Annotated in this window: 22 protein-coding genes and 1 tRNA gene; 9 read left to right on the plus strand and 14 right to left on the minus strand. The window is 59.1% G+C overall.

What is annotated here, in order from left to right; all coding sequences use genetic code 11:
- Positions 1 to 33 precede the first annotated feature (33 nt).
- The gene (locus ON14_RS06440; RefSeq protein WP_010203970.1) at positions 34 to 882 is read left to right on the plus strand and encodes a MurR/RpiR family transcriptional regulator; all 849 of its coding nucleotides are present in this window, start codon (positions 34 to 36) and stop codon (positions 880 to 882) included.
- A gap of 118 nt (positions 883 to 1,000) precedes the next feature.
- Positions 1,001 to 2,428, plus strand: coding sequence for a sodium:solute symporter family protein (locus ON14_RS06445; protein ID WP_010203971.1), 1,428 nt, complete (start codon positions 1,001 to 1,003; stop codon positions 2,426 to 2,428).
- 263 nt (positions 2,429 to 2,691) lie between these two features.
- On the opposite strand, the gene ON14_RS06455 is transcribed toward ON14_RS06445, so the two are convergent.
- The 5 genes from ON14_RS06455 to ON14_RS06475 form a co-directional block, all read right to left on the minus strand.
- The gene (locus ON14_RS06455) at positions 2,692 to 3,381 is read right to left on the minus strand and encodes a GntR family transcriptional regulator (RefSeq protein ID WP_010203972.1); all 690 of its coding nucleotides are present in this window, start codon (positions 3,379 to 3,381) and stop codon (positions 2,692 to 2,694) included.
- 50 nt (positions 3,382 to 3,431) lie between these two features.
- Positions 3,432 to 5,000 (minus strand): tripartite tricarboxylate transporter permease, encoded by a 1,569-nt coding sequence (locus tag ON14_RS06460; protein ID WP_010203974.1) that lies wholly within the window; start codon positions 4,998 to 5,000, stop codon positions 3,432 to 3,434.
- Positions 5,000 to 5,524 carry a tripartite tricarboxylate transporter TctB family protein gene (locus tag ON14_RS06465; RefSeq protein ID WP_010203975.1) on the minus strand — a complete coding sequence of 175 codons (525 nt, stop codon included), beginning with the start codon at positions 5,522 to 5,524 and terminating at the stop codon, positions 5,000 to 5,002. Before ON14_RS06465 ends, ON14_RS06460 begins: the two co-directional genes overlap by 1 nt.
- Before the next feature lies 1 nt (position 5,525).
- The gene (locus tag ON14_RS06470) at positions 5,526 to 6,500 is read right to left on the minus strand and encodes a tripartite tricarboxylate transporter substrate binding protein (RefSeq protein WP_010203976.1); all 975 of its coding nucleotides are present in this window, start codon (positions 6,498 to 6,500) and stop codon (positions 5,526 to 5,528) included.
- A gap of 72 nt (positions 6,501 to 6,572) precedes the next feature.
- Complete coding sequence (locus ON14_RS06475) at positions 6,573 to 7,577, minus strand: 4-hydroxythreonine-4-phosphate dehydrogenase PdxA (RefSeq protein WP_010203977.1); 1,005 nt, start codon at positions 7,575 to 7,577, stop codon at positions 6,573 to 6,575.
- A gap of 476 nt (positions 7,578 to 8,053) precedes the next feature.
- Here ON14_RS06475 and ON14_RS06480 point away from each other — a divergent pair, with 476 nt between their 5' ends.
- On the plus strand, positions 8,054 to 9,532 hold the full coding sequence (locus ON14_RS06480) for a four-carbon acid sugar kinase family protein (RefSeq protein ID WP_010203978.1): 1,479 nt from the start codon (positions 8,054 to 8,056) through the stop codon (positions 9,530 to 9,532).
- A gap of 232 nt (positions 9,533 to 9,764) precedes the next feature.
- On the plus strand, positions 9,765 to 10,955 hold the full coding sequence (locus tag ON14_RS06485) for an IS481 family transposase (protein ID WP_010202060.1): 1,191 nt from the start codon (positions 9,765 to 9,767) through the stop codon (positions 10,953 to 10,955).
- Between the two features lie 35 nt (positions 10,956 to 10,990).
- Here ON14_RS06485 and ON14_RS06490 read toward each other — a convergent pair.
- Positions 10,991 to 11,080 (minus strand) — tRNA-Ser (locus ON14_RS06490).
- 36 nt (positions 11,081 to 11,116) lie between these two features.
- Positions 11,117 to 11,782, minus strand: a complete 666-nt coding sequence (locus ON14_RS06495; protein WP_010203979.1) for a hypothetical protein — start codon at positions 11,780 to 11,782, stop codon at positions 11,117 to 11,119.
- A gap of 185 nt (positions 11,783 to 11,967) precedes the next feature.
- Between ON14_RS06495 and ON14_RS06500 the strand changes: the two genes are divergently transcribed.
- The 5 genes from ON14_RS06500 (at position 11,968) to radA (ending at position 16,097) form a co-directional block, all read left to right on the plus strand.
- Positions 11,968 to 13,623 (plus strand): FAD-dependent oxidoreductase, encoded by a 1,656-nt coding sequence (locus tag ON14_RS06500; protein ID WP_010203980.1) that lies wholly within the window; start codon positions 11,968 to 11,970, stop codon positions 13,621 to 13,623.
- Between the two features lie 55 nt (positions 13,624 to 13,678).
- Complete coding sequence (locus ON14_RS06505; RefSeq protein ID WP_010203981.1) at positions 13,679 to 13,981, plus strand: rhodanese-like domain-containing protein; 303 nt, start codon at positions 13,679 to 13,681, stop codon at positions 13,979 to 13,981.
- Positions 13,982 to 13,983: 2 nt separating this feature from the next.
- On the plus strand, positions 13,984 to 14,301 hold the full coding sequence (locus ON14_RS06510; RefSeq protein WP_010203982.1) for a rhodanese-like domain-containing protein: 318 nt from the start codon (positions 13,984 to 13,986) through the stop codon (positions 14,299 to 14,301).
- Positions 14,298 to 14,651 carry a metal-sensing transcriptional repressor gene (locus ON14_RS06515; RefSeq protein ID WP_010203983.1) on the plus strand — a complete coding sequence of 118 codons (354 nt, stop codon included), beginning with the start codon at positions 14,298 to 14,300 and terminating at the stop codon, positions 14,649 to 14,651. Before ON14_RS06510 ends, ON14_RS06515 begins: the two co-directional genes overlap by 4 nt.
- Before the next feature lie 96 nt (positions 14,652 to 14,747).
- Entirely contained in the window at positions 14,748 to 16,097 is a 1,350-nt protein-coding gene (gene radA / locus ON14_RS06520) for a DNA repair protein RadA (protein WP_010203984.1), read from the plus strand.
- Positions 16,098 to 16,228: 131 nt separating this feature from the next.
- On the opposite strand, the gene ON14_RS06525 is transcribed toward radA, so the two are convergent.
- The 7 genes from ON14_RS06525 to ON14_RS06555 form a co-directional block, all read right to left on the minus strand.
- Positions 16,229 to 17,329 carry a DUF2510 domain-containing protein gene (locus tag ON14_RS06525; protein WP_010203986.1) on the minus strand — a complete coding sequence of 367 codons (1,101 nt, stop codon included), beginning with the start codon at positions 17,327 to 17,329 and terminating at the stop codon, positions 16,229 to 16,231.
- A 208-nt stretch (positions 17,330 to 17,537) separates the two neighbouring features.
- A complete protein-coding gene (locus ON14_RS06530; protein ID WP_010203987.1) occupies positions 17,538 to 17,975 on the minus strand; it encodes an SseB family protein in 438 nt (145 codons plus the stop codon).
- A gap of 12 nt (positions 17,976 to 17,987) precedes the next feature.
- On the minus strand, positions 17,988 to 18,602 hold the full coding sequence (locus ON14_RS06535) for a hypothetical protein (protein WP_026037567.1): 615 nt from the start codon (positions 18,600 to 18,602) through the stop codon (positions 17,988 to 17,990).
- A 26-nt stretch (positions 18,603 to 18,628) separates the two neighbouring features.
- Entirely contained in the window at positions 18,629 to 19,132 is a 504-nt protein-coding gene (locus tag ON14_RS06540; RefSeq protein ID WP_010203989.1) for an amino-acid N-acetyltransferase, read from the minus strand.
- A 9-nt stretch (positions 19,133 to 19,141) separates the two neighbouring features.
- Positions 19,142 to 19,864, minus strand: a complete 723-nt coding sequence (locus tag ON14_RS06545; RefSeq protein ID WP_010203990.1) for a sugar phosphate isomerase/epimerase family protein — start codon at positions 19,862 to 19,864, stop codon at positions 19,142 to 19,144.
- A 41-nt stretch (positions 19,865 to 19,905) separates the two neighbouring features.
- Complete coding sequence (locus tag ON14_RS06550; protein ID WP_010203992.1) at positions 19,906 to 20,913, minus strand: hydroxyacid dehydrogenase; 1,008 nt, start codon at positions 20,911 to 20,913, stop codon at positions 19,906 to 19,908.
- Positions 20,910 to 22,799 (minus strand): hypothetical protein, encoded by a 1,890-nt coding sequence (locus tag ON14_RS06555; protein WP_010203993.1) that lies wholly within the window; start codon positions 22,797 to 22,799, stop codon positions 20,910 to 20,912. Before ON14_RS06555 ends, ON14_RS06550 begins: the two co-directional genes overlap by 4 nt.
- Positions 22,800 to 22,801 lie beyond the last annotated feature (2 nt).

The following is a 22,801-nucleotide window of genomic DNA, read 5'->3' on the forward strand; positions in this document are numbered from 1 at the left end:
AATGCAAAGTTTTTTGCAGGATTGTGAAGTGCCATGCACCAGCTCAACGATTGGTTAGAGTCGCTCACCCTTGATCGCAAGGTCAGTTCGGGCACACGTTTCGTGGTGGCCGCGATCAAAGCTGATCCGGGTGCAGCGTCTTACCTTTCGGCGCAGAAACTGGCCGATCAAGCATCAGTCAACGTTGCAACCGTAGTGAGGGCTGCCCAATTCTTGGGATTTTCAGGCTGGCCTTCGATGAAGTCAGAACTTCGCCACCGCTACCTCGCAACGATGACAAGTGAGGGGCTACTCGCCGAACATTCCACGTCAACTACGAGCCTCACCCAGGCCGCCATGGCTGCCGACTTGCGCAACTTGAATGTCATTGCGCGCTCAATCGATGAAGACCAGGTGAAACGTGTCGCCGGCATCCTTGCCAATGCCCGACGTACCGCAGTTGTTGCTACTGGCAGCTATGCAGCCCCGGGAATCCAGCTCAGTCACATGGGACAGATGATGGGCTACGACATCGAACTGCTCACATCCTCCGGCACAAGTTTGGTAAATCGCATCAAGTTATTGGGCGAAGGCGACTGTCTACTGACCTGCAATCTTTGGAGATCAAGCAAGTTCGTCCACAGTGTCGCAGAGATCGCGAAGAGTCGTGGTGCACACATCGTTGTGTTGGCGGATCGGCGTTCGTCGCTCTCCGATCTGGCTGAAGAAGCCTTCTTGGTGCCCAGCGAGGGGGTAAGTTTTGTGCCCTCGATCGTGGGCGCCATCTCGGTCGTGCAGGCGATTCTCGCCGAGCTGGCAACGATAAACCCCCAGCAGACCACAGCTTCTCTTCGCGAGGTCGAAGCATTGTGGGCCGCTCTAGATTTGGTCGAACCTGTATAGATTTCTTGCATGTTACGAGCCGAAACTATTTTGCAAAAAATATTGCAAAATGTAGATTCTCTCGTCAGAATGTTGAAACCCCTACGCACGCTTCCAGGGCTGACGAAGAGAGATATACATGCAAACGACACACGTCGTCATCTTGGTGGTCTACATCGCCCTCATGATCGCGATCGGGATCTGGTTCTCCCGCTCTAAGGCAGTTAGCGATGGCGACGACTTCGTCCTGGCCGGTCGCAGCCTGCCCGCACCAGTGCTCACTGGAACGCTACTTGCCACGTTTGTAGGCTCCGGCTCAATCATCGGCGGTGCCAACTTCGTCTACAGTCACGGCCCACTTGCCGGCTTTGTTTTCTTTGGGGGCACGTTCCTCGGCATTATCTGCCTGTATTTCTTAGCGACAAAGGTTCGACGAATGTCCCATTACACGATCCCCCAGCTACTGGAGGCGCGGTTTGGAAAGCGTGTTCGGGTATTGGGGACAGTGATCGTATTAGTCGCCTATATCGGCATCACGGCCTACCAATTTACCGGTGCTGGCTATATTTTCAGCTTGATTACACCGCTATCACCGGTGCAAGGAACCATCGTGGCAGCCCTCCTGATCACCTTCCTTGCGATGGGTGGCGGGCTTAAGTCCGTCGCATGGACGGACTTCTTCTCCGCTTTCGTTGTGGCGATCGCGCTTATCGCGTCTGTCTTTTTCGTCTTCATCAACGACGTTGGCGGCTGGGGTAGCTACGTCAATCAGCTCGACCCCGCCCTGCGATCCATTACCGGCGGCCTGACATCGATTCAGATGCTGGGATTCTTCTTGCCGCTCTTCTTGCTTATTTTGGGCGACCAAAATATGCATCAGCGTCTGGCGGCGGCTAAGTCTGAGCGCGCCGCCCGCACGGCAACGATCGGCTTCTTCTTCGGGGCGATACTCATTATCGGCCCCATTATTTTGCTCGCGTCTGCATCGTCATTCCTGCAGCCTGATGTCACCGCAGACATGGCCGTGATCTCTCTCGGTGCCAACGGTTACACGCCGGCGGGCATCGGTGGCATGTTGCTGGCAGGAGCATTCGCACTCATCATCACGACCGGGTCATCGTATCTACTCTCGTGCTCCGGCAACATCGTGCACGATCTCGTGTTTCAGTTCAAACACGTCAAGGTCGACAAGAGGCGAGCACTCGTACTCGGTCGCTGGTCCGTTCTCGGCGTCGCAGTACTCGCCTATGTGATGGTGCAGTTCTTCCCCAGCGTGCTCGCCCTCCAAATGTACGCCTACACGATGTACGGGGTCTCGATCACGCCCGTGGTCTTAGCAGCTCTCTTCTGGAAGCGGGCAACTCCCGCTGGCGCCATCTCCGGAATGATCGCCGGTGGCCTAATGACAGTGATTTGGCAGCTCAGTAGCATGTCAGAGGAAATTAACGCCGTCGTAGTGTCGCTACCAGTGGCTCTCGTCGCGCTCATCGGAGTGAGTTTGGTAACCAAGAATCCGAAGGCTGACACCGAAGCGGAGCCGGCACCCACCGTCAGCACGTCGGCCTAAGCCGAGAGTCAACTCCTACTAGCGTCACAACAGACAAGATCGAGCTGAATAGGCAACATCGCGGCGAGCATGCTGGAATACAAAATGCCTCTTACTCCCTTGCAATTAAAAGGGAGTAAGAGGCATTTTTGTACCGGAAGGTTCTCAAATCAACTGGCCAGCTGAATCCTCAAGCGCATGCGCAAAGGCAGCGCATTCGGCAGCCGTCGACGACGGTATGGTGGCGCGCGGCCGGATCGCCTGATCGCCTGATCGAGCACGGCCTACTCGGTAGAGGCCCCGCTCAAGGCTCTAGATTTAACAGACTCTAGGTGCACTGTCATCGCTGCGCGTGCCGCTACCGCGTCTCCGGTTCTAAACGCTTCCAATATGCTGGTGTGCTCAGCGATTGTCTTAGCTGCGTCGCTTCCATCCTGCCAATTGAAAAACCGAAGCCGCTGAACTTGGCCACCGAGCGAGTTAAACGCAGCTAGGAGAAACTGGTTGCCGCCGTTTTCGGCAATCAATTGATGAAACAGCTCGTCGGCCTCCCAGTAGGCTCGCAACTCCGCATATGAACCACCCAGCGGAGTAGCGCGCAGGCCGTCTATCGATTTCTCGAGAGCGGTAGTCAGCTCTGCGGTGCCCCTCTGACACGCCTCTTGCGTGATCACTGATTCGATTACCAGCCGCGCATCCATCCATTCGGCTAACTCAACGGGCGTAAACAGCGGTGCTACCCGGTAGCCCTTTAGCGCGACCCTGTGCACCATTGAGGTGGCCTCGAGTCTCGTCAATGCTTCTCGAACCGGAGTCGGAGATACCCCGAGTTCGCGCGCGACTCCGTCGATGCTTATGCTCGCTCCGGCCTCACGCTCACCGTTGAGCAAGGTCTGCAGGATGGCCTCATACACGTGATCGGCGAGCACCTCCCGGACAAGTGTTTTTGACTTCGGCGTCAAGTTGTCAGGCATATTCGCATTCTATAGGTTGAACGTTGCTCGCTAAAGGGCAGCATTTCGGGCTACTTCTCGCGATGATCAGTATCGCCACTATCGCGTCCAGCGAACTTTTCCGCTAGCGACGTTTCTGGGTTCTCGATACCCAGTCCCGAGGCCCCTTTCTTGCCACGGATCAGAGCGACGATCTTGGGCCCAACCAAAAGCAGCAGAGCTGCTGTCAGGATCACGACGGCGGTCGGACTCTGCAAAATTACCGATGAATCGCCGCTTGTGAGAGCGGATGTCTGCACCAGCGCTTTCTCGAACAGCGGGCCGATAACTAGTCCGAGCACGAGTGGAGCAATCGGAAAATTCAGTCGCTTCATCAAATAGCCGATGACGCCAAATACGAGCACGACCCAAAGGCTGAATGAGTTGTTGGAGATAGCGTAGGCGCCGATGAATGACGTAAAGATGATCAGCGGATACAAGTAGCCGTAGCGCAAACGCAACAGCTGGGCGAACACTGGGGCCATGGGCAAATTCAGCACCAGAAGAAAGAACTGGCCGATAAGGAACGAGACTAGCAATCCCCACACCAGCACCGGTTGCTGTTCAAATAGCAACGGTCCTGGCGTGATGCCGTACAGCAGGAAGGCCCCCAGCAACACGGCCGTGGTGGCACCACCTGGCACCCCGAGGGTGAGCGTGGGAACGAACGCACCATTTGTGGCCGCGCTGGTGGCCGCGTCCGGTGCGGCAACGCCTTCGATTGCTCCACTACCCATCTCACTGCGGTGTTTAGAAAAACGCTTCTCGCTCCCGTAGGCCAGAAATGATGCCAGTGTCGAACCGGCTCCGGGCAAGATCCCTACGGCAAAACCGATAACCATGCCACGGAACGTTGCGGGCGTCGCGCGTCGAATGTCTTCTTTGGTCAGCAACATGTCTTTGAACCGGGCACGGATCGGGGCTGGAGCCCCCTTATCCAACTGGCTGAGCAGTTCCCCGAGAGCAAACAGTCCGATCATAACTTCGACAAACGGAATCCCAGAGAACAAGTCGACACTGCCGAACGTGTATCGAGCTACTCCTGTGCCCATGTCGATCCCGACACATGCCAAGAGCACGCCGACGGTACTCATCGCTAGCCCGAGAAGCACATTACCAGCAGCAAAGACTGAGATGGTCGCGAACCCAAACACCATAATGGCGAGGATTTCGATGGGGCCAAATCCCAATGCAATATCGGCAAAGACTTGAGAGAGAGAAAACAGCAGGAGTACCGAGACGATAGCGCTCGCGAATGAGGACACGGCGGATATCGCAAGAGCAGGACCTGCCCGTCCGTTGCGGGCCATCTGATAGCCGTCCAAGGTCGAGACGACCGAGGATGCCTCTCCGGGGGTCGCAATCAAAATTGCGGTAATCGTGGCTCCATACTGCGAACCGTGATAGATCCCGGCAAGCATGATGAGTCCGGTCAGCGGATCAAAAGCGAGAGTCAAGGGGAGCAGGATTGCCACTCCAGTCGCGGACCCCAGCCCTGGCAAAATGCCGATGACGGTTCCCAGCAGGACCCCGACGAAACACCAGATGAGGTTCTCGACCGAAAGGGCGGCTTGGAACCCGATAATCAAATTGTCGATCATTAGAGGATCCCCTCGAGAATGCCCATGGGTAGGCGGAATTGGAGAGCGACGACAAAGAGAAGATAGGCAACCACTCCGGCAGAAACCGTGATGATGATTGAAGGAATGCGGGGCATTCGCTCCACGAACATCGTCAAGACGAACACCAGAATCGTGAGAGACACGATCAGCCCTAGGAACGGAACCACGAGCAGCGTTACCGTAATCAGACCGAAGACGGTGGCAAGCTTGCGCACCGTCTTACGGCTCGGTTTGGCGGAATCCGCAGCTACGCCAGAGTCGCCGACGAGAAGCGAACCCCGCAGCGCCTCCTGCAGGATCAGGAGTACAGAGAGAATCACCAAAATCAGCCCGCTGACACGAGGCAGGAGCCCCGGCCCGACGAGCCCACGGGAGTTCGTAAAATCGAACTGGAAAGAGAAAGCGAAGAACGCTGCGCCGACCAGCGCGAGCACTGAATAGGCAACGAGAACCTCGATACGTGCGCGAGGCTTTGGCTCAGCGCTGGTCAGCGAGCTGGTCATTCTAGGAAGTGAAGTATGTCTGGATGGTGGCGTCATACTCGTCAAGGTATGTCGCAAATTCGTCACCGTAGATCTGCTTCGGGATTAGCAGGTCGGACTCAAGATAGGCCGCGTAGGCCGGATCAGTGAACGCTTCCTTGAGCTGGTCAATCCAGAAGTCACGCTCACCATCGGTGATTCCCGCGGGAGCGAGCACGCCACGCCATAAGACGACGGTTGCATCGATTCCTTGCTCCTGAGCAGTTTCAATATCGGCAAGCAACGGATCAGATTCGTAGCGCTCGGCGGAGAAAGTGCAGAGCCCCTTGAAGTCGCCGCTCTCAATGTATGGCTTAACCGCGGCCGCACTGGCTGGCGCAAAATCAATCTGTCCTCCAAGCAAACCCGTCACGACTTCCCCAGTCGATCCATACGGCACTCGGTCTGCCACAAGCCCGGCATCTTCCATGGACGAGAGCACCATGCCGTCAGGCCCGAACGTGCCGCTGATGCCCGAAAGCAGGCTGACGGAAGCACCGGCGTCGATGAGCTCGGAACACGTGTTGTACGGCGATCCGATGGGAGCTACTACCATGCGGGAGTCTTCCGCGAACAATGCGATCGGGGTGAAATCTTTGTAAGTGAATGGCACATCTACGCCCTCTTGAAGAGGAAGAGTATGCAGAGCGGTCTCGGCCACGAGCAGGTTATCCGGCTGACCCGTAAGAGCAGAGAAGTATGACCAACCCACCGCACCGCCGCCGCCTTCACGGTTCTCAACCACGGTGGAATACCCAGCCTCGTTATCGTTCAGAATCTGCGAAATGATCCGACCGGAGCGGTCGCTTCCGCCGCCGGCTGCCATTGCAACAACGATGCGATTGACCCCGCTGGCCGAGTACTCATCAGATTCGCTGTCAGCGCCCCCAGCGCTGCAACCGGCGAGCACCAAGCCCGAGGTGATGGTGATTGCTGCTAATCGAAATACTGACTTCATTGTCGTACCTTTCATTGTTCATTTGATTGGTGCTAGTTCGCTAGTGAGGCCCTAGTCAGGCCGGGGACTGCATCACCGCTGCGCTTCGAGCGAGGCCATCCTGCGTCCGGCCACGGCTACCGCCACGTCGAAGGCGTTCTGCGTGGACGCTAGGTTCACGGTGCCTGTTCCAACAATGTCGAAAGCTGTACCGTGAGCAGGCGTTGCGATCACGACAGGCAGCCCGCCCTGAACCGTCACGCCGCCCTCAAACCCGAGAAGCTTCATCGCGATCTGACCTTGGTCGTGGTACTGGGTGACGATGCCATCGAACTTGTGGCGTGCTAGAAAAATAGTGTCGGACGGGAAGGGACCGCTAGCGTCAAGACCGAGTTCTCGGGCAGTTGCTACCCCCGGGGCGATTTCGTCGATCTCTTCTCGGCCAAACAGTCCGTTCTCGCCGTTGTGCGGGTTTAGCGCAGCAACACCAATTCGAGGAGCGGCGACTCCTGAGTCGCGCAGAACATCATGGAGGAGCTGGATAGCCGCAGTTACTGCGCGAGCATTCACGCGTTCCGCGACCTCTTTCAGCGAGACGTGGGAAGTGACCCGGGCGGTCCAAAGACGGTCAAGAACGTTTAGTTCGGAGGTGGTTCCCTCGTAACTCAGCTGTTGAGCAAACCAACGCAACTCATCTTCTTGGTCCATCCCGCCCAAATGCAGGCTGGTCTTATTCAGCGGAGTGAAAACAATGGCCTCGACTTCTCCCGCGTTAGCAAGCGCCACCGCCCTGCGCAGCTGGTGCATAGCGCGACTGCCTGCAGCCTCGGAAACGACCCCCTTGAGGATAGGCTCCGTGGACTCGGTGTGATCATCGAGCAGCGTGGCAAAACCAGGCTTGGGCACATCGCTTAAAGCAACCGCAACTCCAGCGTCGTTGCACGCCGCCTCGAGTTCCGACGCAGAGGCCAAGATGTAGACCTCAGCCTTGTGAAGGTTGGCCTCTACAGCTAAGAGCATGGCGCCCAGTTCCGGCCCAACGCCCGCCGGATCTCCCAAAGTGAGCGCCAACCTGGGGCGTTTTGTGTGAGCAGCCATGAGGGAGATCTCCTTCGATCGAACGTTACGGGCGGAAGCATGATCGGGAACCAAGCTATGACCCTTTCATACTTCCTATAGCATCTACGATTGCTATTCCGCTGTCAAGCGAGCTCCGCGCGGCGAGATCATCGGCTTTCGCGCCGCCTAGAGCAATTAGTTCGTCGACGGGCAGCACGTATGGCCAATGAATCGTGTTTCCTATAGGATTATCCTGAGTCGACCCCGCCTGCCACCACCTGGCTCAGCGGCGGCATGCTTTTGACACCTGATTGCCATTGACCGCCTCACACGATTCGACGCAGATGTCCCCTATCGCGATAACGAGGAACCACCATGAATTTCACATGCTTTGAGCCAAGCAACACCGACATACTGTCGCGGCCCGCCTTCTCTCTGGCAATCGGACGCCCTCAACGCACCGCAAATTTTGCCCTGAGCTCCCCCATCAACTTTCATACCGAGCCGCGAGCCTCATGAGCCCCGACGCGCTCGTTCCCTCATCAACTGCCTCGCGCCCTCAACTCGCCGAGAGAGTGTTGGCTGCATTTCCGCCAGAGGTTCAGGTGAGCCCCGCGACGGTAGCGAACGCCGCCAACGGTCGGGTTCTCATCGTCCTCGATGACGATCCCACCGGGACCCAGTCTGTCGCAGACCTGCCGGTGTTGACGCAGTGGCAGCCTCAGGATTTTCGCTGGGCATTCGACTTGCGAGTTCCGGCGATCTACGTCCTCACCAACACTCGCGGTCTATCGGCGGACGAAGCCGCTGAGCGCAATAGACAAGTTGTTACCAACGCGACGAAAGCCTCAAAAGGCACCCCTCTAGCCTTCGTGAGCCGCGGAGACTCAACCCTGCGGGGGCATTTTCCGCTAGAAACTGATGTTATTGCTCAAACTTCACAGCGACTGAATGCGGTCAAAGTCGACGGCATCGTCATCGTGCTAGCTTTTCCCGAAGCTGGCAGGTTAACTATCGACGGCGTGCACTACATGCGCTCGTTGAGCGACGAACTCACCCCCGTAGCCGACACCGAGTTCGCTCGTGATGCGACCTTCGGCTTTTCTCACTCCCGGATAGCCGACTATGTCGACGAGAAAAGCGCGGGACGCGTTCCAGCAACTTCAGTGATCGAAATCAACCTTGCCGTCGTGCGCGCGGGGTCACTCGCGATCGCGGACGCACTGGAGGCGGCGACAGAGGGTGCCCACGTTGCTGTTGACGCCGTCACCGAGAATGACTTACGAATGCTCGCTCTCGGTCTCGCCGAGTCCGAGCGTCGCGGAAAGAACTTCGTTTATCGGGCCGGACCGCCCTTTGTGCGCGCCCGCATCGGACAAGCGGTGCGCGCCCCCCTGACTAGTGCTGAGGTGTTTGGGAAAAAAGACGTGGTGCATGGTGGCGGCCTCATCGTCGTGGGTTCACACGTCAGCACCACGACTCGACAACTGTCGCACCTCAAAGAAAACCATGCGTCCGCCTTCGTGGTGGAACTGAATGTTGAAAAGTTGCTGTCGACTCAATCTCCAGCGGAAGCCAGCGGCTACCTCGACTTAGTTGTTGATCAGATCGTAAACGCCCTGACCGATGCCGACGTCATTCTGCACACCAGCCGCACGGTCGTGAGGACCAACGACCCGACGCGAAGCTTGGAAATCGCTCGCACTGTCTCTGCGGCGGTCGTCGACGTCGTCCAACGCATCTTGGCTCGCGCCCGGCCGAGGTTCGTCATCGCCAAGGGCGGTATTACCTCGTCAGACGTAGCGACCCACGGTCTCGCAATTCGTCACGCCATCGTTCGCGGGCCGCTGCTGCCTGGGATCGTGTCAGTCTGGGAGCCCGTCGGGGGCCCCGCAATGGGAATCCCCTACGTTGTCTTCGCCGGCAACGTAGGCGACGACTACTCACTGCTCTTAGCCGTGCGCACTCTCAGCGCATTCGCGCCGGGATCATGAGAACGTGAATTTCCTCCGAGCTGCTCTCTGCCCAACTGCGCGCGAACAATGACGAAGACCAACTTGCGACTAGTAACCGATTAGCAAAAAAATAACCCGAACCCAACAATCCGTGGGTTCGGGTTATTCCGATGTCTTGCGACATCACATGGCGGTACCGGTGGTGTGTTCGTTCAGGACATAGGAAACGCATCTCTCGGGACATGGGAAACTTCTCAGCCACGATCAGAGTGTGTCCAAAGCCAAGCTCGTCATCACTGCCGTCACCCTCGAGGGTCGAACCCAAGCCGAAGTGGCCCGAACCTACGGCGTCTCAAAAGGTTGGGTGTCCAAACTCGTCGCCCGCTACCGCGCCGAGGGCGAGGCCGCGTTCGAGCCCCGCTCCAGACGACCACACAGCAACCCGAACCAAACTCCCACAACAACCATTGAGCTGATCACGACCCTGCGCAAAACCCTCGCAGCCGCAGGACTCGACGCCGGCCCAGACACCATTCGCTGGCACCTTCACCACCACCACAACGTCACCGTCTCCTCAGCAACAATCAGTCGCCACCTCACCCGTGCGGGCCTGGTGACCCCCGAGCCGAAGAAGAAACCCCGCTCCTCTTACATTCGTTTCGAAGCCGCGATGCCCAACGAAACGTGGCAATCCGACTTCACCCACTACCGCCTCGCAAACGGACACGACACCGAGATCCTGCCCTGGATTGATGACTGCACCCGCTATGCGATCCGCATCACCGCCCACACCCGCGTCACTACCTCGATCGTGCTGGCCGAGTTCCGACAAGCCACCACAACCCACGGAATCCCGGCCTCCACGCTCACCGATAACGGCATGGTCTTCACCACCCGCCTCTCCGGCCTCGGCCGCCAAGGCGGCCGCAATGCCTTCGAAACAGAACTCCGCCGCCTCCACATCACCCAGAAAAATGGCAGACCCAACCACCCCACGACCCAGGGCAAAGTCGAACGCTTCCAACAAACACTAAAGAAATGGCTTCGCGCACGATCACCCCAGCCCACCACTATCGCCGAACTGCAAACCCTGCTCGACGAGTTCACCGACGAATACAACCACCGGCGACCCCACCGCTCGCTACCTCACCAAGCAACCCCGGCCACCCTTTACTCGAGCATGCCAAAAGCCCAACCATCCGGAAGCCGCGACAACGACACCCACAACCGAATACGACACGACCGGATCGACGACTCCGGCGTCGTCACCCTGCGCATCAACTCCAGAATGCACCACATCGGCATCGGACGAACCCACGCCCGAACCCACGTAATCCTGCTCATCCAGGACCACGAAGTCAGAATCGTCAACGCCACCACAGGGGAACTTCTCCGCGAGCTCACCATCAACCCCGAACGCGACTACCAACCCCAGAAACAAAGAAAACTCCCGAACCCCTGAGGGTTCGAGAGTTTCCTATGTCTTGCGAGATCACATGGCGGTACCGGTGGGATTTGAACCCACGGTGCGCTTTCACACACACAACTTTTCGAGAGTTGCACCTTCGGCCGCTCGGACACGGTACCGGGACAGAGTTTAGTACAGATCTAGAGGCAGTGCGTTCACGGGTTCTTGCGCATCCAGTTGAGGGCATGAACGAGCAGCGCAAAACCGACAGACATGGCCCCGAGTTGAGTGAGGTACGGGGAAACCGCCTGCAGCGCCTGCACCCAGTCGAAGTTTCCGAGCGAAGGAGAATTCGAACGATAGTAGACCGCATACGTCCACACCTGGATTCCGGCACCGAATACCAGCCCGAGCACCCCCACGATCCAGAGCACCCAGATCCAGGGGTTGCGAACGAAGCTCTTGACGCGGGCATCCGGAACAATCTCGGCCAAGGAGCCAGCGTCATCCACATAGTGAGACTGCGGCGCTAATCCGTTCTGCCCCATGACGTGAGTGTCGGTTGGGGATTCCTGGCCACCATTGGACTGCGTCGTAGGGGCGAAACCAGCATCCGCGGTTCGCGTCGCCGGGGCCGGGGCTGGGGCTGGGGCACCAACACTGGCGCTAACCCCGGGAGCGGGACTGGGGGCAGGAACAGAACCCTGGCGAGGTTGCTGTTGCGGACGAGAGTATTGAGAACCTGCAACGTCATCGCGAAGGGCGTCTACGGTATTGGCCGCTCGAACGGCATCGGAGTGGGCGCCCTGTTGACCTTCGGTATAGCCGCGCTGAAAGGCCGGATCAAACCGGGGGTCAATGTTTTTGCTGCCAGTTGCCACTTTTGCTCCCTTGTTCGACTTTCCATCGTAGGGACTCGGCCCACAAAAATCGCGCATTCCTCACAAAACGCTTACGGTCAGGCTAGCCTGAGATGATCTAAGCAAGGTGGTGACCTGTCGACTATGACGCCAATGCCGCTAACGTCAGTTCGCGTGCACCATACCCCCACGGGTATAGTGTCGAGATGAGCACTACCACCACAAACTACCCCCGCCGCATCCTCGTAATCGGTGGAGTCGCCGCCGGAATGTCCTTCGCCACCCGCATGCGCCGCCGCGACGAGCACGCCGAAATCATCATCTTCGAACGCAGCGGGCACGTTTCTTTCGCCAACTGCGGCCTCGCGTACTACCTCGGTGGCGTTATCACTGACCGCGACGAACTGCTCCTCCAAACCCCGGCCAGCCTCGGCAGCCGCTTCGGCCTCGATGTTCGTGTCAACCACAACGTCACCGCCATCAACCCCGGCGAGCGCACCATCACCGTGCACAACAGCGTCGACGACACCACAAACACTGAACGTTTCGACGAACTCGTCATTGCCACTGGTGCCAGCGCCACGCTTCCGGCGATCCCCGGCAGTGAGCGGATGCTCGTGCTCCGCAACATCGAAGACGTCGATGCCCTCCACACTTCCCTTGGCGACCTCGACACCACGACCGCGAACGTAGTCGTGTTGGGTGCCGGGTACATCGGCGTGGAGATGGCCGAGAACCTCGCCAAGCGCGGCCTCAAGGTCACCCTCGTGCAGCGCCCAGCCCACGTTCTCAGCACCCTCGACTCCGAAATGGTCACCCCCATCGAAGCGCACCTGCGCGAGCATGGCGTCGACCTGCGCGTGGGTACCGAAGCTGTTGCCGTTAGTGACTCCAGCGTGAAGCTCAGCGATGGCTCAAGCGTGGCCGCTGATGTCGTTGTTGCGGCTGTTGGGGTGCGACCCGACAATGGGCTCGCAGTCCACGCGGGTCTCGCTGTGGGCGCCGCTGGCGGCATCCGCGTCACTGCTGGCTACCAGACCAGCGAGCCCCATATCTATGCGGTCGGCGATGTGGCTGAGAAGCTCGGCGCGATCAGTGGCGAGCACGAGCTCGTTGCGCTCGCTGGTCCCGCCAACCGTGACGGACGCTACCTTGCCGACACTCTCGCCGGCGATCAGGTGCACTCCAAGCCTGCTCTCGGCACCGCCATTGTCGGGGTCTTTGAGCTCACCGTCGCCAGCCTCGGCTCAACCGAGCGTGCGCTGCGGGCTGCTGGTCGCGCTATCCGCGTCATCCACACTCACCCCGTCTCGCACGCGGGCTACTACCCCGGTGCCGAGTCGCTCTCGCTCAAGCTCATCGTCGACGCCGACACCGATCTCATTCTTGGCGCCCAGGCCGTTGGCCGTGACGGTGTCGATAAGCGGATGGATGTTCTCGCCACAGCAGTGAGCGCCGGCCTTACCGCTAGCGCCCTTGCGGATCTCGAGCTCGCCTACGCACCGCAGTACGGGTCAGCCAAAGATCCCATCAATCACCTCGGGTATGTTGCCAAAAACCTGCGCGACGGCCTGAGCGCCTCGATTCAGTGGCACGAGATTGATGCGGAACTCGCGGCAGGAACCCTGCTGGTGGATGTTCGAACCGCCGCCGAATTCGGGCGCGGCGCCATCCCCCACGCTGTCAACATTCCCCTCGACGACCTTCGCAGCCGCCTGACCGAAATCGGCGACCGCCGCGTCATCGTGCACTGCCAAGTCGGCCAGCGCGGTCATACCGCCGTGCGCATCCTCACCCAACATGGCTACGACGCCGTCAACCTAGACGGCGGCTACCGCACGTGGGTAGCGGCAACCGCCTAACCCAGCAAAAACCTCATCCGGCCTCCCCACCAGCACAACGCAAAAGGATCACACAATGAACACCATCGACGCTCACGCACTTTCCGCACTGACCAACCCCATCATCATCGACGTACGCGAACCCTTCGAATACGTTTCGGGGCATGCGCCAACCGCCGACAGCATTCCCCTCGGAGAACTTGTTGCCCGGGTTGAAGAACTCGATCGCGATAACACCGTCTATGTCATCTGCGAGAGTGGCGGTCGCAGCAGCCAGGCCGTCGAATGGCTGAGCACGCAAGGCTTCGACGCCGTCAACGTCGAAGGCGGCACTTCAGGTTGGCGCAATTCCGGCCTGCCCATCACGAAAGAGAACTAGCCTTGGCTTTCTTATCCAGCATCTTCGGTAAGAAGTTCGACACCGTATCGCCAGCCGTGGCTCGCGCCCGCATCGCCTCCGGAGCGAACTTCATTGATGTGCGAACCAAAGCAGAGTTTTCCCGCGGCCACGCCACGGGAGCGCGCAACATTCCCCTCGACACCCTCGAGGCGAACGTTTCACGTCTTAACGCTGATACCGAAGTTGTCATTATTTGCCACACCGGAATGCGCTCCGCCAGCGCCGCCCGAACCCTCATGGGATTGGGATACCGCGTCGCGAATGTTCGCGGCGGAACGATTGCCTGGGACCGCTCATGAGTACCAACACAGGAACAACCGCACAGACCGACACTGATGCCAACGCTGAGGCTGGTGTCGTCACAGGGACAGGCCACGGCCACAACCCCGAATCCATGCGCAAGGTCATGAATCGTCTCAAGCGGGCAGAGGGCCAACTGCGTGCCCTCACCGAATCCATCGGCCCGGACTCCAACTGCAAGGATGTCGTTACGCAGCTCGCCGCCGTCAGCAAAGCACTTGACCGCGCTGGCTACCTAATCATCGCCAACGCTATGCAGTCCTGCGCGGTCGATGATGCGGATGGCGAAGGCAACCATGACGGCATGTCGGCCGACGACATCGAGAAACTCTTTCTGAGCCTCGCCTAGAAGGGCACTGCTCCGCGAACGTCAACGGAAGGCCGCACTAGTAACGAACCCTCGTCGTCGCCCCAGAGTGTCAGTCGCCGCACTTAGGGTTGAAGCATGGCCCGACCCGTAAGTAATTTTCGCTGCACTGAGTGCGGCTGGACAAGCATCAAATGGGTTGGTCGCTGCGGCGAATGCCAACAGTGGGGCACCGTAACCGACGCAGCCACCGGCATCACCAAACGTGTCGCTACCGTTGCGGTGTCAGGCAATAGTGGCGCGCGTTCCATCACCGAGATCGGTGCCGAATCTGTGGCCCACTGGCCCAGCGGCATCAACGAGTTCGACCGGGTGCTTGGCGGGGGCGTTGTTCCCGGTGCCGCCATTCTGTTGAGCGGCGAACCCGGTGTCGGCAAATCCACCCTGCTGCTCGAAGTGGCTTCACGCGCTGCGGCATCCGGTCAGCGGGTGCTGTACGTTACCGCTGAAGAATCCGTCAGCCAAGTGCGCTTGCGAGCTGAACGCACCAACGCCCTGCACCCCTCACTCTTTCTCGCCGCCGAAACCGATCTCGGCACCATCCTCGGGCAAATCGATCACGTCAAACCCCAACTGGTGATCGTTGACTCCGTGCAGACCGTAGCGTCCGCAGCAACGGAAGGCATCGCCGGTGGCCCCTCGCAAGTACGCGAAGTTGCCTCCACCCTGATTCGTGTCAGCAAAGATCGCAACCTTCCCGTGCTTCTCGTCGGCCATGTCACCAAAGACGGCACCATCGCTGGCCCCCGACTGCTCGAACACCTCGTGGATGTCGTGCTGCAGTTCGAAGGCGACCGCCAGACAGCCCTGCGCTTCGTTCGCGCACACAAGAACCGTTTCGGCTCCACCGACGAGGTCGGGTGTTTCGAAATGACCGGCGAAGGTATTGCCGAAGTTTCCGACCCCAGCGGCCTCTTTCTCTCCCACGCCCGCCGCCCCGTCAGCGGCACCTGCGTCACCATCGCCCTCGAAGGCCGGCGCGCACTCCCGGTGGAAGTACAAGCCCTCATCGTCAAGTCGCAAGCCCCGCAGCCACGTCGCGTCGTCAACGGCGTCGACGCGTCACGAGTTGCCATGCTGCTCGCGGTGCTGGAGCGGCGAGCCGGAATCCCGCTCTCGGGCTTCGACGTTTATGTTTCTACCGTTGGCGGCATCCGGGTCACTGAACCTGGCGCCGACCTCGCCATCGCGTTGGCTATTGCCAGCGCCTACAAAGACAAGGCTTATCCGGCAGCGATGGCCGTCGTGGGCGAGATCAGTCTTGCCGGAGAGATCCGGCCAGCCTCGTCGTCGAAGCAACGACTTGCCGAGGCGGCACGACTTGGCTTTGGCACCGTGATCGATTCCGAAGCATCCCACATTCGTGAGGCATTGCGGTTGGCGTTTGCTGGCGCCATCGACGAACGCATCGAGATCCCTGAGTTCTAGCCGTCGGGGCGCACACAGCTGGCCCCACGCCCAGCGATGCCCAGTTATGCCAAAACGCGGCCGAGCACACAGCAACGGCGGCCCGTCTAGAGACGAGCCGCCGTTGCGACAAACTTGTTGTTGGGCTGGTGTTAGCCGAACAGGGTCCAGAGGCCCCAGTCTTCTACACGCCAACTGATCCAGCCGTTTTCGCGTTGCAGGCTGACCAAGATGGAGTCGCGCTGACCGTTAGACGGCTTCACTGCACGGCAGGTGAAGTTTTCACCGATGAGCACTGGCGGCGTCGCCGGGCATTCAAGAACGATGTCAGCACCAAGCGTTGCGGCCTGTGCCTGCACCGACTGCTCAATCTGAGTACTAAAGGTTTGCGGAATCAGCGAGATAACGAGACCCGGGAGCACCAGCATGCCGATGACCAGCGAAACCACAGCACCCGCCCACGTAGCGATCGGAGCGATTCCCTTCCCGGTCTCACGCATTGTGCGGATGCCACGAATAACCAGGTAGACCGGTGCGGTGAGAAAGGCCCACGCTGCATTCGCGGGGCGTTCGTGGCCCCACACCTGCAGAAGTAGGTTGTCGTACGCGGCGAGGCCAAGAACAACAACGTAGGGTGCGAGCCACACCACGAGCAGCAGTGGCAAGTTATTGCCCAAGCCCGCATATGCGATCAAGAACATACTCGTCAGCAATTGGACGAGAGGAAGAACGGCGATGAGCCACACAGCCGGGTTATAAGTACGGTGCTGGCGAATTTCGCGCTTGGGGGCTTCTTCTTCTTCGGCGTAAGCGCTCAGCGTCGATGCACCGGGCATCGAATTAGCGTGCCCTGCCGCCGATTTAGGAAGAAGCTGAGGCTCATTGGCCTCTTGAGTAGTTTCGACGGGGGCTTCGAGCTCGCGCAGCGTCATCGCTAGCAGCGGCTGTGCACTCAGTTCGTCGTGGACGGCCGCAGTGTCGGGCTCTGGCTCGGGGCGAGTCTCAGCGAATGCGTAGTCGCCGCTGTCGCCACGCTCGCGATCTCGCTGATCGCGACGCGTCGGAAGCTCGTCCATGTCGTCGTCATAGTCGTCATCGGCAAAAGCCAACTTCGTATTCGGTTGCACGACGATGGGGGCACGGGCATCTGAGGTGTGCTCAGTCCAAGCTTGGGCATCCCACCATCGCAACTGGGGCAAGCCCAGTGGGTCTGGGTACCATCCCGCTGGCACTCCGAAACTGTTGTCTTCCACGTTGAACAGAGTAACCGTCGCACACGCGGGATAGAAAGCCCTGTTTATAACATTGATGTCTGCACTTAGCTGGATGTAACCCTAAAGAGTGCCGAATCTGGGCAATATTGGACCTTTTGGGGCCCTTTGTCCCCTGAACTGGGACGTCTACCACAGTCGGGCAGATCGAGAAAAAATTCGCGCGGTTGTGACAAAAACGATCGAATTCTCACGAAAGTGTAAGAGCATCCAGAATGTCATCGGGCGAGGCCTGCATTGTGTGCGGCCCAGCAACGTCGAACCACACTGATTCCAAAACGCCACGATTCGTCTCGAGGAAGCCACGAAGGTCGTCGGCCTGGTAGGCAACCACCTGATGATCTGTCTCGTCCGGCAACATCGCAACGTAGGTGTCCACCGACGAAAACAGCAACAGCATGTATTTGTCGGCCTCGCCCCGGCGGAACACGCGCACTTGCGCTTCGCTGCCCCCGCCGTCGTTGCTGCCCTCCGCCACGTCTGCAGCGTCACCGCTCAGCATGGGCACAATGACGCGGTCATTGCGCAGCGCTAAAGCCACGGCAACCGGGTCACCGGTTTCCAATGCTTGCGCGAGCATCGGCGAGCTAAAGTCGGCGCTCTGCGCCGCTGAGGATGAAGATTCCATGACTGATCCTGGCTAGTTCAACAAGAACTGCTTGGTGCTATCTGACTCGATGTCTCCGACGGAGACTTCGAGGTGGTAACTAGCGCCACCTGCCGACACAACGGGGCGATCAGACTCGCAGGTGTCTGCCGCTGATCGGGTGCGATCCCATTCGATTGAGCTTGACTGCACGGGCACTCCCGGCTGCAAAACTACCGAACGAGCTTCGCCATCGGTCTGGCAATGCGTTGAGTTCCAAATTTCGTCACTACCGCTAGTGACCACAAACTTTTGGATGTCGCTGCCGGCATCTACAACACACGGTTCTGTCATGGTGCTCTTCAGCGAGAACGACAATTGCGGTCGCTGACCCTCGGCGTAGCTGGTCGCATCGGTAATAGCTTCGAGCGTGAGCTTGGCCGGATCGCAAACAACTGATCCGCTAGCGTCGGTGGCCACCGGAGCACTCGACTCGGTGTCCGTCGTCTCCGACGGCGCAGTGGCGGTGGGCTCATTTGAGGCCTTGGGCCCGAAAACGATCAACAAGATGATCACGATCACGGCAAGCAACCCCAGCCCGAGGATCAAGCGTCGGCGCCAGTAGACGCTGCTTGACTGCGGGCCGACTGGATTCCGAAACGTCGACATACGGTAAGGCTAAGCGCCGCGGGCCGCTAAAGGCGCTTCAGCATGCGCGTGTTGCCGAGGGTATTGGGTTTCACACGGGAAAGATCGAGGAATTCGGCCACTCCTTCGTCGGGAGACAGCGATAGCTGAGCGAAGACAGCGGGGTCGACAAGCTCGTCGCTCACCGGTTCAAAACCGTGACGAGTGAAAAATGCGGTCTCAAAAGTGAGGCAAAAGAGTCGCTCAAGGCCGAGCGTGTGGGCGTCGTGCTCGATCTGGTCGAGTAAGGCGTGGCCGACGCCTTTCCCTAACCAATCGGATGCCACGGCCAACGTTCGCACTTCGGCAAGGTCTTGCCACATAACGTGCAGGGCACCGCATCCGATGACCTGGCCTTCAGGCGTCACGGCAACGCGAAACTCTTGCACCGCTTCGTAGAAGACGACGAGGTCTTTTCCGAGCAGGATGCGCTGGTTGACGAGCGGCTCCACGAGCCCTTGAATGACCCGAACGTCGGATGTCGTTGCCGGCCGGATAGTGAATGTGGTCACGCGCTAACGCTACCGCTCCGTGAACAACCGATCCATCACCTTCAGGGAGTCATCGAGGATGTCGGTCTGCGGATACCAGCGCCGTTCGTACTCGAGAATCCATGGCCCCGCGAAACCGATCGCGCGCAGTTTGTGAACAAATTCAGGGAGCGGCAAAGAACCCGTGCCCGGCAACACCGGTGTCAGATCTTCGAGCGAGGCGACATCTTTGAGTTGAGCCTCTCGGATCCAGCCATTCAAGTGTTCTGCCGTCTCGTCCAAAGTTTCCCCGGCGCGCAGCGGGTGAAGGAGATCCCAAATTGCTCCGTGCCGCACATGGCTGGCGCCAAACGCCTCGGTCAGTACGCGGCCAACCGCTTCACCAGACGAATGTTCATCGTGCGTTTCGAGCAGGATGCTGATGGGGGTGTCACTGATGGCGTCGGCGGCGCTCGCGAGCCTGGCGGCCAGCACCGCATCCTGCGAGCGCGGAGCGCCAGCAAAGATACGGAGCGCCGGCGCTCCAAGTGCGCCCGCGATTTCTGCGCTCCGCTGGATGTCATCGACCGCACTGTGCGCTCCGAGCTTCACATAGGTTGCAAGCCCGCTGATGGTGACGCCCGCCAGAACATCCGCTATTTCGGCGAGCTCCCGGGCAGAACTTGTTGGCGTAACAGGTTCGTCAGCAGCAACTCGAAGCTCAACCGAAGCGCCAAACGTGCGGGCGAGATCAGCGACCTCAGAAAGAGGCATCTCTGGGCAACCTAAAGTCGAGAATCCCCATTTTTCTGCACTCATGCCAGCCTCGCTATTTCTTCGACGCGCACTGAGTGGGCGAAGGGTTCGCCGTGCACATGACGCTCAAGTTCCGAAACAGCGAGGGCACCAAGTCGACTGACTTCGTTACCTAAGGCTCCGGCCAAATGCGGTGTGAGAACAACATTGGGCAGGTCGTAGAGGCATGACTCCGGGGCCGGAATCCACGGAACGGTGGTATCAATCACCGCATTGATTCGACCCTGAATCAGCTCTCTTTCGAACGCATCCTGATCGACGATGGCACCACGTGAGGTGTTGATTACTGTTGCGCCGTCGCGGAGCAGGGCAAGACGTCGCGCATCGATGGTGCCTCGTGTCTCTTCTGTTAGCGGGGCGTGCAGGCTCAGGATGTCTGATCGCTCGAGCAGATCATCCAAGCTCACCAACTCAGCGCCAATGCTTTCTGCATCGTGAGAGCTCAGGTAAGGATCGGCAACCAATACGTGAAAATCGAAGGGCTTGAGGAGCTCGATGACGCGACGACCGATCCTAGAGGCGCCCATGATGCCGACAACCCTGCCGTTGTTGCCGATATCCAAATATTCAGATTCCCAGTCAATCGCGCTTCGACGCAACCGGTATTCCCTGGTCAAATCAATGACCTTTTTACCGGAAAGCAGAATCATCGCGAGGGTGTATTCGGCGACGGGCACAGCATTCGCTGTTACCGCACTCGACACGAGAATTCCCCGCGACCAGCACGCTTCAGTGATGTGGCCCTTCACTGATCCTGCAGCGTGGATTACGGCACGAAGCTGAGGAGCTGACTCAAGCACGCTGGCATCGACGACAGGACAACCCCAGCTCGTGATCAGCAGGTCCGCATCGCGAAGTGCGATCTTGGCTGCTGCGGAGGTGAACTCGCTGAGTACAACGGCGTCATCGAGGTCGACGATTTCGTGCGCACGCGCGAGATCCGCAGGGGCGAACAGGCGCTGCGGCATGTCTTCGCTCATCGCAAGAACTGCCTTCAGTCGTTTCATGCGCGCACCTCTGGTTTGATCGGAATGTTCTGCTGAAGAGAGAGTTCGTAAATAATTGCTTGCGCAGTGAAGGCTGATGAGTAGGTGCAGGCCTGACGGAACCAGTGGCGATAAGCAATTCCGGACTGCGGGCCAATACCTACGATGCCACCCATAGCCTCATCTTTTTCGTCCCGACGCAGACGCGACCTCGACCATGCTGCCGCCGCGCGGGCAGATTCGAGATGGCGGTCCTCGCCAGTTTCAGAGTGGAGACGGTACATGAGCACTGACCAGAGCGGAGTGCCCTTGTCACTAAAGCCCACATCAGCTAGATCACGATCGAACTGGAAGGTCCAGGCGCCGTCTTCTCGTTGCCACTTCATCATGTGCTCGGCCATCTTCTTTGCCAAGTCGAGATAGCGCTCGTCACGGGTAGCTCGATGACAGGCCAAGAGCCCTTCCATTGCCCAGCCGAGCCCCCGGGTCATACTCTCTGACTCGGTGACAGCATCAGCGTCGACATAGAAGAAGCGATCCCACAGGCCGTCGTCGCGGCCTAGTCGTTCAATGAGCGGGTCCATGTAGCCACGAATGAGGTCAAGAACCTGGGGATCCCCGGTGATCCGATAGTGCTCAGCGAGTCCTTCGGTTCCGAATCCCGCCTCGTCGAGGATGCGCTCGAGCCAACGCTCGCGCTCGAAGAGCCAGTCCTGCTGGACCACACCGTAGGTCTCGATCTGCCGGGTTGCTGCGCGCGCGAGACGAGCGAGTGCTTCCGCGTACCGAGGATCCCCCGTCGCGTCGTGAAGCGACGACCAGCCCCAACCACCGAGGAAGAGTGCATCGGCGAGCGACGCGAACTTCTCTGACCCGCGGTTCGTGTGAGGCAATGGATCCCACCGTGCGATCGCGGTGTCCGCCGCCGGATGTTCCTCGCCGTCGATGAAAATGTCGAGAGTAAGTTCACCTAAACGGTTGGCGAGGGCGGCGTAGCGTTCGCGCGCACCCCGCAAACTTGGTGCAACATCGGGAGCCTCAAGAAGCACCTTGATCGCTGGCGACCATGTCCACGTCCAGTTGGGGGTGCGCCACATCCGACCGTCAAGATCGTAAAAGAGGAACAGCCCGCCGCTGAAGCGCGAGTCTGGCGACGTGTTCTCAGACGCCTCGATGAAGTCGAGGCACAGAGCAAGGTCAGTCTCAAGTTCAGAGGGCTCGTTACTAATTTTGCGTTGGACCGCACCGATATCGGTTGCCAATGCCTGAGGGTAGGGGCCGCGCGCATTGACAGCGCTGATCCCGTGTTTGCTTTCCAAGACGATCCGACCTTCGAGCGGTTCGCGAACCGATACCTCGATGCTGCCGGCCCACGCCTTGCCGAGCCACGGCACCGTCAGGGTGACCTGACCATCGTCGATTGCCGGGCGGAATTCGAGCGCAAATTCTTGATCGCCGAACTCGCTTTCCTGGGCGCCAATCGCGAGCACCCAGTTCTCCCAGTGTTCTAATTCCGATGCAGGCACTCTGCTCAATCCTGAGCTGTCGGCCTCAATGAAGCCGGTAGTGCGCCATGAATTCACGGTATGAAGGTGCGCTCCAGGTGTGCGGATGAGGGCGACTGGTTTAGTCGAGCACGCACCAAGGTCAAGGTCGATTGCCGGGTAGAACAGGTCACGGGTCTGCGTTGATGCCGCCTCGGCCCACACCAACGAAAAGTTGGCTTTCTCAACACCGCGCTGTGATTGCGGTGTCAGTGGCGACACGTCAGAATCTCGCGTGACTCGCTGGTTGCGGTCGCTTCTGATCGTCACGACAACGACTTCTTCGCCGGTTAAACCGTCGACCCGCACCGTCAGTTGGTGGTCTGCATTCGTCACGGTGGAGTGTGGTGTTAGTTCATTCATGG

The sequence above is a fragment of the Salinibacterium sp. PAMC 21357 genome (assembly GCF_000247645.1).
Lineage (GTDB): Bacteria > Actinomycetota > Actinomycetes > Actinomycetales > Microbacteriaceae > Rhodoglobus.

Excerpts from the sequence above, each read along its gene's own strand:
- ON14_RS06440 (WP_010203970.1), top strand. The coding sequence starts at position 34 with ATGCACCAGCTCAACGATTGGTTAGAGTCGCTCACCCTTGATCGCAAG.
- ON14_RS06445 (WP_010203971.1), top strand. The coding sequence starts at position 1,001 with ATGCAAACGACACACGTCGTCATCTTGGTGGTCTACATCGCCCTCATG.
- ON14_RS06455 (WP_010203972.1), bottom strand. The coding sequence starts at position 3,381 with ATGCCTGACAACTTGACGCCGAAGTCAAAAACACTTGTCCGGGAGGTG.
- ON14_RS06460 (WP_010203974.1), bottom strand. The coding sequence starts at position 5,000 with ATGATCGACAATTTGATTATCGGGTTCCAAGCCGCCCTTTCGGTCGAG.
- ON14_RS06465 (WP_010203975.1), bottom strand. The coding sequence starts at position 5,524 with ATGACCAGCTCGCTGACCAGCGCTGAGCCAAAGCCTCGCGCACGTATC.
- ON14_RS06470 (WP_010203976.1), bottom strand. The coding sequence starts at position 6,500 with ATGAAGTCAGTATTTCGATTAGCAGCAATCACCATCACCTCGGGCTTG.
- ON14_RS06475 (WP_010203977.1), bottom strand. The coding sequence starts at position 7,577 with ATGGCTGCTCACACAAAACGCCCCAGGTTGGCGCTCACTTTGGGAGAT.
- ON14_RS06480 (WP_010203978.1), top strand. The coding sequence starts at position 8,054 with ATGAGCCCCGACGCGCTCGTTCCCTCATCAACTGCCTCGCGCCCTCAA.
- ON14_RS06500 (WP_010203980.1), top strand. The coding sequence starts at position 11,968 with ATGAGCACTACCACCACAAACTACCCCCGCCGCATCCTCGTAATCGGT.
- ON14_RS06505 (WP_010203981.1), top strand. The coding sequence starts at position 13,679 with ATGAACACCATCGACGCTCACGCACTTTCCGCACTGACCAACCCCATC.
- ON14_RS06515 (WP_010203983.1), top strand. The coding sequence starts at position 14,298 with ATGAGTACCAACACAGGAACAACCGCACAGACCGACACTGATGCCAAC.
- radA (WP_010203984.1), top strand. The coding sequence starts at position 14,748 with ATGGCCCGACCCGTAAGTAATTTTCGCTGCACTGAGTGCGGCTGGACA.
- ON14_RS06530 (WP_010203987.1), bottom strand. The coding sequence starts at position 17,975 with ATGGAATCTTCATCCTCAGCGGCGCAGAGCGCCGACTTTAGCTCGCCG.
- ON14_RS06535 (WP_026037567.1), bottom strand. The coding sequence starts at position 18,602 with ATGTCGACGTTTCGGAATCCAGTCGGCCCGCAGTCAAGCAGCGTCTAC.
- ON14_RS06545 (WP_010203990.1), bottom strand. The coding sequence starts at position 19,864 with ATGCCTCTTTCTGAGGTCGCTGATCTCGCCCGCACGTTTGGCGCTTCG.
- ON14_RS06550 (WP_010203992.1), bottom strand. The coding sequence starts at position 20,913 with ATGAAACGACTGAAGGCAGTTCTTGCGATGAGCGAAGACATGCCGCAG.
- ON14_RS06555 (WP_010203993.1), bottom strand. The coding sequence starts at position 22,799 with ATGAATGAACTAACACCACACTCCACCGTGACGAATGCAGACCACCAA.